Genomic DNA, 15,293 nt, shown 5'->3' with positions numbered 1-15,293 from the left:
GCGCGGACGAATGGGGTTCGGGCACGGTACAACCGGCGCGGCGAGCGCGCGACTGTCGACATGGGTCAGCGTCCCCCTAGCGCAGGTAGCGCCCGCGCAGCATGTTGAAGTACAGCGGCTTGATCATGTGCACCTTCAGGCGCCACCACATCCAGCTGGGTTCTCCCTGGTCGATGAAGCCGAAGGTGGGGACCTCCTCCAGGGTGTAGTCGAATTCCACTAGCGCGGCCTTGCCCACTTCGGTGATCAGCGGGCAGGAGGTGTAGCCGTCGAACTCGCGCGACGGCTCGCGATCCTGCAGCACATCCACCAGGTTGTCCGGCATCACTGCGCCGTGGGAGCGCACGGTCGATGCGGTCTTGCCGATGGCGGTGGCGACCACGTCACCGGCGCCGAAGACGTTCGGATAGCGCGCGTGCTGGAGCGTGCGGTCGTCGACCGCCAGCCAGCCGCCATCGGCCAGCGCGCCATCCTCCACGGCGAGACCGGCCTCGCGCACGAATTCGTGGGCCCGCATCGGTGGCGTGACATGCAGATAGTCGTAGTCGACCGTCTCCTCGTTGCCGTTCGTCCCGCGGAAGGTGGCTTGGCGGGCGTCAACATCGACCGCGGTCAGGAATCCATCCTGGTTCACGGCGATGTCGTGCTCGGAGTAGAGGTCACGCACCATCGTGTCGAAGCGCTGCACGCTGAACAACCTGTCGGCCCCGGTGTGATAGTGGAACTCGGTCCCGCCGCGCTGGCCGGCTCGCTCCAGCAGGCTGTTGGCGATCAACGCGGCCTTGATCGGCGCGCCGGCACACTTGATGGGGGTCCCGGGGATGGTGAAACGTGCCACGCCGCCGTTCTCGCCGAACGCCTGAATCTGCTCGTAGGCATCCCGCGCGGCCTCGGCGCTGGCATAGATGCTGGTCAGGCCGGTCCGGCCGATGTCCTCGCGGCGCAGGCCGTCGATCGCCTCGTAGTCCAGGTGCAGACCGGTGGCGACCACAAGGAAGTCGTAGTCCAGGCGTTCGCCATCGACCGTCTCGACCTGCTGCGAATCGGGGTCGATGGCGGCCACGCCGGAGCGAACCCAGTCCACCCCGCGCGGGATATACCGTTCGGTGCGCCGCTGAACCTCGCCGATCGAATAGACGCCGGAGGCGACCAGGGTCCAGCCGGGCTGGTAGTGATGGATCTCGCTTGGTTCGACCACCGTGATGCGTGCCCCGTCGAGCAGGCTGCGCAGGCGGGCGGCCATGGTGAGGCCGGCGGCGCCGCCGCCCAGCACGACGATACGAGCACGGGTCGAAACTGCCGCGCGCACCGGCGCAGCCTGCATGCCGGTGGCCGATGCCAGGCCCGCGGCCCCGGCGATCTTCAGGAAGTCGCGCCGCGACAGGCCGCTGCGTTCAAGGGCATCGGCGACCGCCTCGCTCGTGCGATTCGGGTGGGGATGCTCGTTCCGGTTTTCGCGCTGGGACATGCTGAATCTCCATGGTCCGGCACCGCGGTCCGGCGGTGCAGTCTTGGTCGGCAGGAAGATGCCTGCCTTGCCTCGGTTGCAAAGGTCTTACAAGTTGCATGCCAAGCCGCGAAAGCCGCGTGGGCGTGCCTGTTGCGGTGAAGGATGCCATTGCGGACTGCCAAATCTGGCGGGCGCTGGTGTTGGGCTGCCGGAAATGGCAGCTGTGAGACCCCACCGGGCATCCGGGATGCGTGGCTCCTCACGTCGCCGGGCGCTGCAGGGCGCATGTCGAGCGGGGTTCGGGCTGACTGGCACGGTACTTGTTAGGTGGCTGGTGATGCGCCCGGTCCGGCGCACCCCTCACAGTGGAGGATAGTCATGGAGCTCGACCCGATACTGCTATCGCGAATCCAGTTTGCATTCGTGGTTTCATTTCACGCCATCTTTCCGGTCTTCACGATCGGGCTGGCTTCGTTTATCGCCTTCCTCGAATTCCGCGCCTGGCAGACCGGCGAGGCGCTCTACACACAGATCTCGAAGTTCTGGATCAAGATCTTCGCGGTCGTGTTCGGGATGGGGGTGGTCTCCGGCCTGGTGATGTCGTTCCAGTTCGGGACCAACTGGAGCGCATTCTCCTATGCGACCGCCAACTTCCTCGGCCCGGTCCTTTCCTATGAGGTATTGACGGCCTTCTTCCTCGAGGCGGCCTTCCTCGGCGTGCTGCTGTTCGGCCGTGACCGGGTACCGCAGGGTGTGCATCTGTTCTCGGCGCTGATGGTGGCGCTGGGTACCTTCATCTCGTCGTTCTGGATCCTGGTCGCGAACAGCTGGATGCAGACGCCGGTGGGCTTCGAATTGCAGGACGGTGTCTTCCATGTGAGCTCCTGGATCGAGGCGATCTTCAACCCGAGCTTCTGGCCTCGATTCTTCCATATGGGCCTGGCCTCGCTGCTGACCGCGGGCTTCGTGGTCGCCGGCGTCTCGGCCTGGTACCTGCTGCGCGAGCGCGATGTGCTGGTCAATCGCAAGGCGCTGGGTACCACGATGTGGGTGCTGCTGCTGGCGGCGCCGGCCCAGCTGGTGGTGGGCGACATCCATGGCCTGAACAGCTTCGAGCATCAGCCGACCAAGGTCGCGGCGATGGAGGGCGTCTGGGAGACCGAACGCGGGGCGCCGTTGCTGCTGTTCGCGATCCCCGACGCGGCCAACGAGACCAACCACTTCGAGATCGGCATCCCGAAGATGGCCAGCCTGATCCTGACCCACGAGATGGACGGTGAGGTTCCCGGCCTGCTGGAGGTGCCCGCCGAGGAGCGCCCGCCGGTCGGGATCGTCTTCTGGTCGTTCCGCATCATGATCGCGATCGGCCTGGTGATGATTGTCTTTGCCCTGGCCGGGGCCTGGCTGCGCCTCCGACGCCGGATGTACGGCTCTCGGCGCTTCCTGAAGGGGCTGACGTGGATGATTCCGGCACCGTTTGTCGCGGTGCTGGCCGGCTGGTTCGTGACCGAGACCGGTCGTGCACCCTGGCTGGTCTACGGCGTGATGACCCACGCCGAGGGCGTCACCCCGGCGCTGACCGGTGGCATGGCCCTGTTCACGCTGATCGGCTACGTGCTGGTTTACGCGGCCGTATTCACCGCGGGCGTCTATTACCTGATCCGTATCGTGCAAAAGGGACCGGAGACCGCCGAGGTCCGGCACGCCCCGGCCCACGCGAAGCGGCCCCTGTCGGCGGCCGATACCTCGATCGACGATGCCGCCACCGGCGGTACAAGGAGCTGATCCATGGAAACCACGCTTGATATCACGCTGATCTGGGTGGTGATTATCGCCGTCGGCATCATCGCCTACGTGCTGATGGACGGGTTCGATCTGGGGGTCGGGATCCTGTTCCCGTTCGCCCCGGGCGAGACCTCGCGCGATGTGATGATGAACTCGGTCGCCCCGGTATGGGATGGCAACGAGACCTGGTTGATCCTCGGCGGGGCGGGGCTGCTGGCGGCCTTCCCGCTGGTGTACTCGGTGTTCCTGCCGGCGCTCTATATTGGCGTCTTTCTGATGCTGGCCGGGCTGATCTTCCGCGGGGTGGCGTTCGAGTTCCGCTTCAAGGCCAACAAGTCGAAAGGCCTGTGGAACGTGGCCTTTGCCGTGGGATCCGCGGTAGCCGCGTTTGCCCAGGGGGCCGTCGTGGGTGCCTATATTCAGGGCTTCGAGATGGAGGGATTGAGCTTCGCCGGCGGACCGCTGGACTGGCTGACGCCGTTTACCGTGCTGACCGGCATCGGGCTGCTGGCGGGCTATGCGCTGCTGGGCGCGACCTGGCTGATCGTCAAGACCGATGGTGAGACCCAGGCCTTTGCCTACCGCGTGGTGCCCGGTCTGCTGGCCCTGGTCCTGCTGGTGTTCGCGGCGGTGAGCCTGATTACGCCGTTGATCGACCCGAAGGTGATGGAACGCTGGATGGGTACCTGGCAGTACCTGTGGGTGCTTCCGGCGCTGGCACTGTTCTCCGCCTGGATACTGATCCGGGCGGTGCGGCGGCGTGACGAGGGGATCCCGTTCGTAGCGACCATCGCGCTGTTCATTACGACCTATCTGGGACTTTTGGTCAGCAAGTGGCCCTACGTGGTGCCGCCGGACTACACCTTTTGGGACGCGGCGTCGTCGCCCGATGCGCAGCTGTTTATCCTGGTTGGTGCGCTGTTCGTGATCCCGATCATCCTCGGGTACACCGCCTGGACGTACTGGGTCTTCCGCGGAAAGGTGACGCCCGAGACCGGGTACCACTAGGCGGGATCCGGAGAGACCGGCCGTGATGCCACTGAACGTACCTCGGTTGAGCGTGTCTATTGGGCAGAGTCATCGGAGGACCACCGCAGCGGCGCCTCCCCTGGATATCTGGCCCATGCGAGAAGACGTGACGATCAGGCGACTGGCGATTCCATGTGGCGACGAGACGGAGCTCTCGGCGATTCGACAGGTACTGGAGGCCTTTCGCGAGCCCTCGATCCTGCTGTCGCCCGATTACCGGATCCTGGCGGCCAATACGGCCTATCAGGAAGTCTATGGCACGGACGCCGATGGTTCCTCCCGCGCCTGCCATGAGGCGTCCCACGGCTATCAGCGGCCGTGCGACGAGGCCGGCGAGGCCTGCCCGCTGCAAGCGGCACTCGCCAGCCGACGCCGGGAGCGTGTCCTGCATGTGCATCACACGGCGCAGGGGCGTGAGCACGTGGACGTGGAGCTGACGCCGATCCTGGGACCGGGAGGCGAGGTCCGCTATTTCGTCGAGCGACTCCACCATCTGCCCGTGTCCAGCCCGCAGGACGGGGCCATCGGGCTGGTCGGGCGTTCGCGGGCGTTCAATACCATGCTGGGCATGATCAGTCGCGTCGCACCGAGCAATGCCTCGGCGCTGTTGCTGGGCGAGTCCGGTACCGGAAAGGAGCTGATTGCCCGGGCCATCCACGAAGAAAGCCCGCGCCGCGACAAGCCCTTTGTCGCGGTCGAGTGTTCCGGGCTGACCGAGTCCCTTTTCGAGAGCGAGTTGTTCGGCCACGAGAAGGGGGCCTTCACCGGGGCGGCCTCGGCCAAGGTCGGTCTGGTCGAGGCCGCGGCCGGCGGTACGCTGTTCCTGGATGAAGTGGGCGACATCCCGCTGGGGCAGCAGGTGAAGCTGTTGCGCCTGCTGGAGACACACGCCTACCGCCGGGTCGGGGGGATCGAGTCTCGGAGTGCGGATTTTCGACTGGTTTGCGCCACCCACCGGGATCTGGAGGCCATGGTGCGGAATGGCCAATTTCGCGAAGACCTGTTCTACCGGATCAATACCTTTCCGATCGAGGTGCCGCCACTGCGTCAGCGCAGCGGCGACCTCCCGCTGTTGGTCGCCGCCATGCTGGATCGCTCCGAGCAGGTGCCGCGGCCGACCATGGACCACGCCACGATGCGACTCCTGGAGGGGTATGCCTTTCCCGGTAACGTACGCGAGCTGCGCAACATCCTGGAACGCGCGGCCCTGCTGGCGGATGGTGGCCCGATTCGGCCGGAGCACCTGCCAGAGCCGGTGCGCCGGCAGGCCGCGCGCGCGGAGGCGGGTGCGGCCGGAGAGGGTTACGCGGAGTTGGTCCATCCGCGGGAACTGCGTCCTCTGGAAGAGATCGAGCGCGAATATCTGCGCCACGCCCTGGCGGTACACCAGGGTGATCGGCGGAGCCTCGCGCGCCGGCTGGGCCTGAGCGAGCGCAGCCTGTACCGGCGCTTGCGGGAACTGGATCGAGACGACTGACCGGGCGGTCGCTGGTACGGGTTCTGACGGGCCAACTGCGGCGAGTGTCCCCGTCTGCGCAGTATGCCGCGGTCGGAGAAACATGAATCGCAGCGTGATGCTGCAAGGCCCCAGGAGCTGCATAGCAACAACTCCCGAACACCAGAAGGGCCGCGCCCGGCCGGCCGGACCATAGTGATGTGATGCACCAGGAATCAGAAATACCGAATATTCCCAACCACCAACACGAGGTGAACTGATGAAAAAGACGACCATTGCACTGTCTCTCTCGGCCGCGCTGCTGGCCGCACCGCTCACGGCGGCAGCCGAGTCGCTTTCGTTTGGCGAGGAGCAGACCGTTCGCGCCATGGCGGGCGGCAATGTCGGACAGGCCATTGCGAGCATGATGGAGGCCGAGTCGCTGGCCGTGGTCAACAACCGTTCCGCGATCTGTGGCGCGCTGACCGGCGGTCTCGGGGCCGGGATGCTGGCCGCCAACCCGGAGGCCGGGTTCAGCATCGCGGGCATGGAAGGGCCCGAGGATGCCGCCGACGCAGTAGCGGCGATCGGTGACGCCGAGGTGACCTATCTCGCCTTTGGCGCCGGCGCCAGCCGTGACGACAACGTGGCCCTGGCCCACGCCCTGCTTGTCGAGCTCGCGAAGGCCGAGTGGGACGGCACGTTGATGCTGCATATCTCCACCTGGATGCAGCAGCAGGTACAGGCCGCGGCGGAGATGGACGAGGCGGTTGCCGAATACCTGACCGGGCGCCCGATGGTTGCCCTGATGCCCGACATGGAGGCCGGCGAGGCGGTGATGCTGCGCGTGTCCTTCGACGGCTCGGAATTCGCCACCGAGGAGATGGGGCGCCAGCCGATGCGCGACGACCTGGCCGAGCTCTTTCGCCGCATGTAGTGACGGGCGGGCCGCTCGGGGTGCCGTCTGCCCTTGTTGCGGACCGTCTTAGGTACCGGCTATCGCGGCCTTAGAGAATTAGTAATAGCTAATGAAAGGGGGGTGCGATACCTTGGTTTCCACGGGGAGCCGAGACGGCCCCGAAACTTGCAAACCATTGATTATCGAGAAAGGAGTACATCATGGCACTTCGACTGGGTGATACCGCCCCGAACTTCCAGATTGACACCACCAAGGGCAAGATCGATTTCCACGAGTGGATCGGCGATTCCTGGTGCTTCTTCTTCAGCCATCCGGCCGACTTCACGCCGGTGTGCACCACCGAGATGGGCCGCACTGCCCAGCTCGCGCAGCAGTTCGCGGAGCGCAACGTGAAGCCGCTGGGCCTGTCCACGGATACCGTCGACGAGCACAACAAGTGGATCGAGGACGTCAACGACACCCAGAACACCACGCTGGAGTTCCCGATCGTTGCCGACGCCGACAAGAAGATCTCCGAGCTCTACGAGATGATCCACCCGGGCGAGAGCGAGACCGCCGCGGTGCGTTCGGTCTACATTATCGACCCGAACAAGAAGATCCGGCTGATGATGACCTACCCGATGTCGGTGGGCCGCAACTTCGACGAGATCCTGCGTGTGATTGATGCACTGCAGATCGGTGACCAGCACGGTATCGCCACGCCGGCCGACTGGACCCCGGGTGATCGCGTGATCATCCCGCCGACGGTCAGCAACGAGGACGCGCAGAAGAAGTTCCCGCAGGGCTTCGAGGAGATCCGCTCCTACCTGCGCTACACCCAGGTCTGATCCCGATCCGGGGCTTTGGTGCCCGCCCGCCACCAGCGGGCGGGCACCGATCCCGCGACCTTTCCGAGGCCCCTTCATGGGGCCTTTTTTCGTTCGGGGCCCGGCGCGACCGTGTACGGTGGACCCTGCCGGCGACCGGTTGAATGTCAAGCGTCTGCGGTACATGCCGCCGTTGCGGCGGGCTGTGGAGAGGCAAGATCCAGTGGTCTCGCGCGACCTCCAGGGAGGCGACGGCGCCGCGAGGTCCTGGGCAACGAGTCGGTGGACGACCTCCAGGGAGACGCGCATGTGAAGCGGGACCGCGGAACCCTGTCCGACGGTGGCGAGTCCACCGGTTTGTATGGAGACCACAGGAGTTCGCGGGATGAGCAAGACGATATTGATGGTGGTGACGAGCCACGACGAGATCTCCCCTGGCAAGGCGACCGGGGTGTGGTTCGACGAGTTCGCGGTGCCCTATGACCGCTTCCGCAAGGCCGGCTTCGAGATCAAGGTGGCCAGTCCCAAGGGCGGGCCCGTTCCCCTGGACCCGAAGAGCCTGGAGGCAAGCCATCCCGGGGTGGCGGCCGTGGCGGCGCAGGAGGCGCTGGATGACACCATCCAGCTCGACGAGGGTATGCATCACGATGCCTATGCCGCGATCTTCTTCCCCGGCGGGCACGGGACGATGTTCGATCTGCCGGACAACCCGCACGTTCAGCGCCTGGTCGGTGAATTTCTGGAAAATGACAAGGTCGTGGGGGCGGTGTGTCACGGACCGGCCTGTCTGGTTGGCGCGATGCTTGCGGACGGCAGCCCGGCAGTAAAGGGGCGCAAGGTGGCTGCGTTCACCAACAGTGAGGAGAAGGCGGTGCAGCTTGATCGCGCGGTGCCCTTTCTGCTGCAGGATCGCCTCGCCGAGCTGGGCGGGGAGGTCGAAACCGCCGAGGACTGGGCCGACCATGTGGTGGTGGATGGCAAGCTGGTGACCGGGCAGAACCCGCAATCCAGCAAGAGCGTGGCGGACGCGATCGTACGGCTCGTTCGCGAATCCAGCTGACAACGCGGCCTGGAGCATACGGCCGGGGCCCACGGGCCCCGGCCGTCTTTATTTCTGTGACTTTGAACACGGTTCAAATATTGGCGCCAATTCGTTAGGGTGCGCGGATGGGAACCCAGCACCGCCGGCAGCGCGAGCGCGAGGCGCGCGAGACACTTTTTGTCGAAAAGGCCCACGAGCTGATCCGCTCGGAGGGCCTTTTGGCATTGCAGATGTCGCGTCTGGCGGCCGCCTGCGAGTACGCGACCGGCACGCTGTACCAGCATTTCAACTCCAAGGAAGATCTTCTGGCGGCCGTGGCGACCCGGACGACGCGCCAGCGCGCGGAGCTGTTCCGGCGCATTCCGGGGCTGGCGCTGGGAACCCGTTCACGAATGCTGGCGATGGTGCTGGCCGATATCGATTTCGTGCAGGCGAATCCGGACTACTATCGCCTGACCCAGTTCGTGACGACGGAGGTGATCTGGGCGAGCACATCGGAGGTGCGCCGGCAGGAGCTGCTGGAAGCCGCCAAGCCGATCAGCGAGGCCGTGACCGCGGTGGTGGCCGAGGCGCGGGCCAACAAGGACCTGCCGCCCGCGCAGGAGATGGGCGACGAGGAGATGGGGCTGGGCCCCTGGGCGCTGAACACCGGGATGCAGGCGCTTGCGAATGCCCAGGGGCTGCTGGATGCCTACGACATCCACCGCCCGTATGAGCACCTGATCCGCCACACCCATGCACTGCTGACCGGCTGGCGCTGGGAGCCGCGGATCGATCCGGACGAACCCTCGGTGGTGCGTGCCGAGACGGAGCGGGTGCGCGCGGCCCTGCGCGAGCGTGTACATGAATCAGCACTCCCCAAGGAAACCCGATGAGCAAGCGATTTTTCCTGATGCTGCTGGGCGTGGCGGTCGTCCTGGGCGGCATCTTCGGCTTCAAGGCCTTCGTCGACCAGCAGATCGCGGAGTACTTCGACGAGATGCCGGAGCCGACGGCAACGATCAACGCGGCAACGGTGGAGACCGATCGCTGGGCCCCGCAGCTGCGTGCGGTGGGGGATCTGGAGGCGGTGCAGGGGGCCACCCTGAGCTTCGAGGCGCAGGGCATTGTCGATCGCATCCATTTCGCCAACGGGGCTTTCGCGGAGGCCGGCGAGACACTGGTCGAGCTCGATACCGAACTGGACGAGGCAGAGCTGGAAAGTCTGCGCGCCGAGGCGCAGCTGGCGGCGCGCGAGCTGGAACGTGCGCGGGGTCTGGTGCAGCGCAACGACATCTCCGACTCGGAGTTCCAGCGCCGTGCGACCGAGGCACAACAGGCCGAGGCGGCGGTCAAGGCACAGGATGCCCGTATTCGCCAGAAGCGTCTGCGTGCGCCCTTTGACGGGCAGCTGGGCATTCGTCAGGTCAACGAGGGCCAGTTCGTCGGGCCGGGCGATCCGATCGTGGTGCTGGAGGCGCTGGACCCGCTGTATGTGAATTTCACGCTGCCCGAGCGTCGGCTGGCGAATGTCGAACTGGGTCAGGAGGTCGAGGTGACCGTGGATGCCTACGGCGAGACCTTCGAGGGGCAGATCACTGCGATCGAACCACGCGTACGCGCGGCCTCCCGCATGTTCAGGGTACAGGCGATGATTCCGAACGAGGACCATCGGCTGCGCCCAGGCCAGTTCGCCCGGGTCACGCTGCAGCGTGGCGAGCCGGAGGAGGGCCTGGTGGTCCCGCAGACGGCGATTCGCTTCGCGCCCTGGGGCAATTCGGTGTTCGTGATCTTTGAAGACGATGACGGCGACAAGCGCGTGGAACAGCGCCTGGTGGAGATCGGCGAGCGCCGGGGTGACCTTGTGCGCGTTGTGGGTGGCCTGGAAGAGGGCGACGAGATCGCGGTCAGTGGCCTGCTCAAGCTGCAGAACGAGACCCCCGTGAAGATCACGGAGGATGCCCAGCCGGATGCCGAACGCGATCCGCGGCCGACCAATCGCTGAGCGGGCCCGCGACGATGCGCTTCACCGATATCTTCATCCAGAAGCCCGTGCTGGCCACTGTGGTCAGCCTGTTCATCCTGCTGTTCGGGGTGCGGGCGGTGTTCGACCTGAACGTGCGTCAGTTCCCCGAAGTACAGAACGCGGTGGTCACGGTCAGCACCGCCTATATCGGCGCGGATGCGGACCTGGTGCAGGGATTCATTACCACGCCGATGGAAAGCGAGATCGCCGAGGCGGAGGGGATCGACTACATCGTATCCAGCAGCCTGCCGGGGATGAGCACGGTGCAGGCGTTCCTGGAGCTGGATTATGACCCGAACGAGGCGCTGACGCAGATCTCCGCCCAGGTGGACAAGATTCGCAGCGATCTGCCTTCGGAGGCCGAGGACCCGGTCGTGGACCTGTCGGTGGGTGACGATGTCGCGGCGATGTACCTGTCGTTCTATTCCGATCGGCTGTCCAACAACCAGACCACCGACTACCTGATCCGCGAGGTGCAGCCGGAACTGGCCACCGTGAACGGTGTGCAGAGGGCCGAGATCCTCGGTGACCAGAGCTTTGCGATGCGTGCCTGGCTGGATGCCGACCGCATGGCGGCCTACGGCGTGACCGGACGCGATGTCCGGTCGGCGCTGGAGGGCAACAATGTCCTCTCCGCGGTGGGGCAGACCAAGGGCTCGATGGTGAGCCTGGACCTGACCGCGGATACCGACCTGCAGACCCCGGAGGCCTTCGAGGAACTGATCCTGTTCGAGCAGGATGGCGACCTGGTGCGCCTGGGCGATATCGCCGAGGTGGAACTGGGCTCGGAGAACTACGACACCTCGGTGCGCTTCAATGGCGAGGCGGCGACTTTCATCGGCATCGAACTGGCGCCGGATGCCAATGCCCTGGAGGTGATCGCCGAGGTCCGCGAGATCTTCGACGAGCGCATCGAGCCGCGCCTGCCCTCGGGGCTGGAGGGCGAGATTGTTTACGACTCCACCGATTACATCGAGAGTGCGATCGACGAGGTGCTGACGACGATCGCGCTGGCGCTGTTGATCGTGCTGGTGGTGATCTATCTGTTCCTCGGATCGTTGCGCAGTGTGCTGATCCCGGCGGTGGCGGTGCCGCTGTCCCTGATTGGGACCTTCATGCTGATGCTGCTGATGGGGTTCTCGCTGAACCTGCTGACCCTGCTGGCGATGGTGCTGGCGATCGGCATTGTGGTCGATGACGCGATCATCATGCTGGAGAACATCTCGCGGCATATCGAGGAGGGCATGTCGCGCATGGATGCGGCGCTCCGGGGCGCGCGCGAACTCGCCTGGCCGATTGTCGCGATGTCGACCACCCTGGTGGCGGTCTTCCTGCCGCTGGGCTTCATCGGGGGGCTGACCGGTACGCTATTTATCGAGTTCGCGTTCACCCTTGCGGCGACGGTTGTGATCTCGGGGATTGTTGCGATCACGCTGTCGCCGATGATGTGCTCGAAAATCCTGCGCGATGGTGCGGTGGAGCGACGCGGGCGCATCGAGTCGTGGCTGGACGCGCGCTTCGACAGCCTGCGCGAGCGCTATCGCCGGCGGCTGCACGGGGCGCTGAACGACCGTTTCACCATTGCCGTGTTCGGCGCCATCGTACTGGTGTCCTGCTACTTCCTGTTCGTGACCTCGCAGACCGAGCTCGAGCCACAGGAGGACCAGGGTTTCGCCTTCTCGATCATGGAGGGCGATGCCTACATGGGGATCGACTATCTGGAGCGCAACACCGCGCTGACCGACGGCTTCTTCGACCGCATCCCCGAGCTCGACAACATCTTTATCGTGAACGGCTTTGGCGGCGGGCCCGGCATGGCCGGGGCGACCAACCAGGCCCTGGGTGGCTTTGTGATGTCGCCCTGGGATCAGCGCGAGCGCTCGACCGCGAAGATCCTCGAAGAGGACCTCCAGCCGGCACTGGAGGGGCTGCCGGCCCTGGAGGTGTTCGCGATTCAGCCGCCGCAGCTGCCCACCCCGGGGCAGGGTGCACCGGTCAGTGTGGTGTTCGGCTCCACCAGCTCGTTCGAGGAGCTGAACGAACTGAGCGAGGAGATCAAGGACCGTGCAATGGCCACGGGCCGTTTCATATTTCTGGATACCGATCTCAACTTCGACCAGCCACGGGTCGATCTGAAGATCGACCGCGAGCGTGCCTCGCAGCTTGGCATCGACATGGCGACGCTCAATGCCGACCTGGCGACCTATCTCTCCGGTGGGTTCGCCGGACGGTTTGCGATGGAGAACCGCAGCTACCGCGTGATCCCGCAGGTCCAGCGTTCCGACCGCCTGACGCCGGAGCAGCTGGAAGAGCTGTACACGCGCACTGCGGACGGCGAGCCGATACCGTTGTCCAGTATCGTGACGCTGGAGGAGACGGTCACGCCGCGCCAGCTCAACCGCTTCCAGCAGTTGAACGCGGTGACCCTGCAGGGGGTGCCACGGCCCGGCGTCACGCTCGGGGAGGCGCTGGACATCATCGACCGGATTGCCGCCGAGGTGCTGCCGCCCGATGTGAACGTGGACTACGCCGGCGAGTCGCGGCAGCTGAAGGCCGAGGGTGGGGATCTGGTCGTCACGTTCTTCTTCGCGCTGGTCGTGATCTTCCTGGTGCTGGCCGCGCAGTTCGAGTCGTTCCGTGATCCCTTGATCATTCTGACCACGGTGCCGATGTCGATCGCCGGCGCCCTGATCTTCATCAGCCTGGGTGTGACCTCGCTGAACATCTATACACAGGTGGGGCTGCTGACCCTGATCGGCCTGATCGCCAAGCACGGCATCCTGATCGTGGAGTTCGCCAACCAGTTGCAGCGTCAGGGGCGTCCGCTGCGCGATGCGATCGAGGAGGCGGCCAGCCTGCGTCTGCGGCCGATCCTGATGACGACCACGGCGACCGTGGTGGCGATGGTGCCGCTGTTGCTGGCCACCGGTGCTGGTGCCGGCTCGCGCTTCGCGATGGGGCTGGTGATTGCGGCGGGCATGGCGATCGGCACGCTCTTCACGCTGTTCGTGGTGCCGGCCATCTATACCTACGTCGCGCGCGATCACTACGCCGACACGCTGAGGGCGCAGGAGACCGACGCGGCCCAGGCCTGATCCTTGCCGTCCAGGCCTCACGTGCCCGGATGAGCGGCCCCGATCCAGGCGCCGACCAAAAGGCATGCATTGCCTGCGGTCATGGACTACAATCAGCCACCGCATTCCCTGCTTCGGTCGCCGTGCAGGCACCGAGCGCTGATGCGAACCGAACCCCTATGCCGCTGCGCGGAGTATTGCGGAGCGGTCTTTCTATAAACGAACGTCTATTGGTCGTATCTAGATTATTTATTTGTTATTAGCAGTGCACCTTCCTAATCTAGGCGACCGTCACGATTAACCAACGCGTAGGAGAAAGCCACATGGCCGCCAAGAAGTACTCCGCGGGCGTCAAGGATTACCGCGAAACCTACTGGATGCCGGAATACATGCCGCTGGATACCGATCTGCTGGCATGTTTCAAGATCACCCCGCAGCCGGGCATCGACCGCGAAGAAGCCGCGGCTGCCGTGGCCGCCGAGTCTTCGACCGGTACCTGGACCACGGTGTGGACCGACCTCCTGACCGACATGGACTACTACAAGGGTCGGGCGTACATGATCGAGGACGTCCCGGGTGACGACGAGTCCTTCTACGCGTTCATCGCCTACCCGATCGACCTGTTTGAAGAAGGCTCGATGGTGAACGTGTTCACCTCGCTGGTTGGTAACGTGTTCGGCTTCAAGGCCATCCGTGCCCTGCGTCTGGAAGACGTGCGCTTCCCGATCGCCTACGTGAAGACCTGCGGTGGTCCGCCCTCCGGTATCCAGGTCGAGCGTGACCGCCTGAACAAGTACGGTCGTCCGATGCTGGGCTGCACCATCAAGCCGAAGCTGGGTCTGTCCGCGAAGAACTACGGCCGTGCCGTGTACGAGTGCCTGCGTGGCGGCCTCGACTTCACCAAGGACGACGAGAACATCAACTCGCAGCCGTTCATGCGCTGGCGTGACCGCTTCGAGTTCGTGCAGGAAGCGACCGAAAAGGCCGAAGCCGAAACGGGCGAGCGCAAGGGTCACTACCTGAACGTCACCGCGCCGACCCCGGAAGAGATGTACAAGCGTGCCGAGTTCGCCAAGGAAATTGGCGCGCCGATCATCATGCACGACTACATCACCGGCGGCTTCTGCGCCAACACGGGTCTGGCCAACTGGTGCCGCGACAACGGCGTGCTGCTGCACATCCACCGTGCGATGCACGCGGTGCTCGACCGTCATCCGAAGCACGGTATCCACTTCCGTGTGCTGGCGAAGATCCTGCGCCTGTCCGGTGGGGATCACCTGCACACCGGTACCGTGGTCGGCAAGCTGGAAGGCGACCGTGCCGCGACCCTGGGCTGGATCGACCTGCTGCGTGAATCCTTCATCCCGGAAGACCGCTCGCGTGGCATCTTCTTCGATCAGGACTGGGGTTCCATGCCGGGCGTGTTCGCCGTGGCCTCCGGTGGTATCCACGTCTGGCACATGCCGGCCCTGGTCTCCATCTTCGGCGACGACTCCGTGCTGCAGTTCGGTGGCGGTACGCTGGGCCATCCGTGGGGCAACGCCCCGGGTGCGGCGGCCAACCGCGTCGCGCTGGAAGCCTGTGTCCAGGCGCGTAACGAAGGTCGGGACATCGAGCGCGAAGGCAAGGAGATCCTGACTCAGGCGGCGCAGCACAGCCCCGAACTCAAGATCGCCATGGAAACGTGGAAAGAGATCAAGTTCGAGTTCGACACCGTCGACAAGCTGGATACCCAGCACAAGTGATCG

Annotated in this window: 11 protein-coding genes; 10 read left to right on the top strand and 1 reads right to left on the bottom strand. The window is 65.1% G+C overall.

From position 1 onward, the window contains the following. Positions 1 to 76: 76 nt before the first annotated feature. A complete protein-coding gene (locus C995_RS0106805) occupies positions 77 to 1,468 on the bottom strand; it encodes an NAD(P)/FAD-dependent oxidoreductase (protein WP_018864207.1) in 1,392 nt (463 codons plus the stop codon). Positions 1,469 to 1,828: 360 nt separating this feature from the next. Here C995_RS0106805 and C995_RS0106800 point away from each other — a divergent pair, with 360 nt between their 5' ends. The 10 genes from C995_RS0106800 (at position 1,829) to C995_RS0106755 (ending at position 15,290) form a co-directional block, all read left to right on the top strand. After that, positions 1,829 to 3,235 carry a cytochrome ubiquinol oxidase subunit I gene (locus C995_RS0106800; RefSeq protein WP_018864206.1) on the top strand — a complete coding sequence of 469 codons (1,407 nt, stop codon included), beginning with the start codon at positions 1,829 to 1,831 and terminating at the stop codon, positions 3,233 to 3,235. Positions 3,236 to 3,238: 3 nt separating this feature from the next. Next, complete coding sequence (gene cydB, locus C995_RS0106795) at positions 3,239 to 4,243, top strand: cytochrome d ubiquinol oxidase subunit II (protein ID WP_018864205.1); 1,005 nt, start codon at positions 3,239 to 3,241, stop codon at positions 4,241 to 4,243. A gap of 115 nt (positions 4,244 to 4,358) precedes the next feature. After that, positions 4,359 to 5,741, top strand: coding sequence for a sigma-54-dependent Fis family transcriptional regulator (locus C995_RS0106790; RefSeq protein ID WP_018864204.1), 1,383 nt, complete (start codon positions 4,359 to 4,361; stop codon positions 5,739 to 5,741). A 238-nt stretch (positions 5,742 to 5,979) separates the two neighbouring features. Beyond that, positions 5,980 to 6,636 (top strand): hypothetical protein, encoded by a 657-nt coding sequence (locus tag C995_RS0106785; protein ID WP_018864203.1) that lies wholly within the window; start codon positions 5,980 to 5,982, stop codon positions 6,634 to 6,636. Between the two features lie 182 nt (positions 6,637 to 6,818). Continuing rightward, positions 6,819 to 7,445 (top strand): peroxiredoxin, encoded by a 627-nt coding sequence (locus tag C995_RS0106780; protein WP_018864202.1) that lies wholly within the window; start codon positions 6,819 to 6,821, stop codon positions 7,443 to 7,445. Between the two features lie 364 nt (positions 7,446 to 7,809). Beyond that, positions 7,810 to 8,484, top strand: coding sequence for a type 1 glutamine amidotransferase domain-containing protein (locus tag C995_RS0106775; RefSeq protein ID WP_018864201.1), 675 nt, complete (start codon positions 7,810 to 7,812; stop codon positions 8,482 to 8,484). Positions 8,485 to 8,591: 107 nt separating this feature from the next. Beyond that, positions 8,592 to 9,341 carry a TetR/AcrR family transcriptional regulator gene (locus tag C995_RS0106770; protein WP_018864200.1) on the top strand — a complete coding sequence of 250 codons (750 nt, stop codon included), beginning with the start codon at positions 8,592 to 8,594 and terminating at the stop codon, positions 9,339 to 9,341. After that, a complete protein-coding gene (locus tag C995_RS0106765) occupies positions 9,338 to 10,450 on the top strand; it encodes an efflux RND transporter periplasmic adaptor subunit (protein ID WP_018864199.1) in 1,113 nt (370 codons plus the stop codon). The genes C995_RS0106770 and C995_RS0106765 overlap by 4 nt, the downstream gene beginning before the upstream one ends. 14 nt (positions 10,451 to 10,464) lie before the next feature. Further along, on the top strand, positions 10,465 to 13,566 hold the full coding sequence (locus C995_RS0106760; RefSeq protein WP_018864198.1) for an efflux RND transporter permease subunit: 3,102 nt from the start codon (positions 10,465 to 10,467) through the stop codon (positions 13,564 to 13,566). 302 nt (positions 13,567 to 13,868) lie between these two features. Next, positions 13,869 to 15,290, top strand: a complete 1,422-nt coding sequence (locus C995_RS0106755) for a form I ribulose bisphosphate carboxylase large subunit (protein WP_018864197.1) — start codon at positions 13,869 to 13,871, stop codon at positions 15,288 to 15,290. Positions 15,291 to 15,293: the final 3 nt, after the last annotated feature.

This window comes from Thioalkalivibrio sp. ARh3, assembly GCF_000377265.1.
Classification (GTDB): Bacteria; Pseudomonadota; Gammaproteobacteria; order Ectothiorhodospirales; family Ectothiorhodospiraceae; genus Thioalkalivibrio; species Thioalkalivibrio thiocyanoxidans.
This window is presented reverse-complemented; position numbering and strand designations above follow the sequence as displayed.